1 protein-coding gene and 1 pseudogene are annotated in these 1,256 nt (G+C 67.1%); one reads left to right on the forward strand and one right to left on the reverse strand.

Going from position 1 to position 1,256, the window contains the following annotated elements; genetic code table 11:
* Positions 1–220 (reverse strand): annotated as a pseudogene (locus ACXJL8_RS41475) (patatin-like phospholipase family protein); the annotation flags it as partial.
* A gap of 277 nt (positions 221–497) precedes the next feature.
* On the opposite strand from ACXJL8_RS41475, the gene ACXJL8_RS41480 reads away from it, so the two are divergent.
* On the forward strand, positions 498–1,256 hold a 759-nt coding region (locus ACXJL8_RS41480), incomplete at its 3' end, for a tRNA guanosine(34) transglycosylase Tgt (RefSeq protein ID WP_456687082.1).

A 1,256-nucleotide genomic window follows, 5' to 3' on the forward strand; every position in this document is an offset into this window, starting at 1 on the left:
GGGCCAGATAGCTTCGGGTGGCGGTGCTGGTGTCTTTCTCGAAGCTGAATTTCGTGACGGGATCGTCGGCGTAACGCCGGAGGCCGTCGATATCGAGCACGCGCGAAACACTGGCATCGGCCGCGGTGTAGGGCGTCCGCGGCAGCGTCGTGCAGGCGCCCAGCGCAAGGCTGCACGCGAGGACGGCCGATCCGAGCAGGCGAAGGCCTGTCCTCCTCATCCGGCCGCGGGAGAGGATCGATTCAGTCTGGGCCAAGGGGGAAGGCATTCGCCGTCAGTCACCGTCTACGCTACACGCCGCCGCCGGCATTTTCGCCGGGCGCCGACATCCCATCCTGACCCCGCTGATAGAACTATACGGTATCGTTTTGTTTAACAAGCGGTCGTGCGTGGGCCCTCACATGGCTCAATTGTGTCGGTCGTGGGGCGGTCTGGGTGGCTGACGGCCGCGAATTGGGCGGTTGATCGGTCTCTCCCGACACGCAATAAGCACCGCCATGAGTCGTCCCGACAGTTCTCTTCCCAATCATTTCCAACTGCTCGCCACCGATGGTGCCGCGCGGACCGGTCGCCTGACCACGCCGCACGGCGTGGTGCGGACGCCGGCCTTCATGCCGGTCGGCACCGCCGGGGCCATGAAGGGCATGCATTGGCGCGAGGTGCGCGACGCCGGCGCCGACATCGTGCTCGGCAACACCTATCATCTGATGCTGCGCCCGGGCGCCGAGCGGATCGCTGCGCTCGGCGGCTTGCAGACTTTCACCGGCTGGAACGGGCCGATGCTCACGGATTCCGGCGGCTTCCAGGTGATGTCGCTGTCGGATCTGCGCAAGGTCAGCGAGCATGCCGTCACCTTCCGCTCGCATATCGACGGCGCCAAGGTCGAGCTGTCGCCGGAGCGGTCGATCGAGGTGCAGCGTTTCCTCGGCTCCGACATCGCCATGCAGATGGACGAATGCGTGCGGCTGCCGGCCGAGCGGGACGACATCGAGCGGGCGATGCGCCTGTCGCTGCGCTGGGCGGAGCGCAGCAAGCGCGCGTTCGAGAGCGCGCCTGCGGGCTACATGCTGTTCGGCATCGTGCAGGGCGGCGACGTGCCGCAGCTTCGCCATGCCAGCGCCAGAGGCCTGGTCGAGATCGGATTCCACGGCTATGCGATCGGCGGCCTCGCCGTCGGCGAGCCGCAGGCCGTGATGCTGGCGATGATCGACGAGACCGCGCCGGCGCTGCCGACCGACCGGCCACACTATCTGATG

The organism is Bradyrhizobium sp. P5_C11_2 (assembly GCF_054049755.1).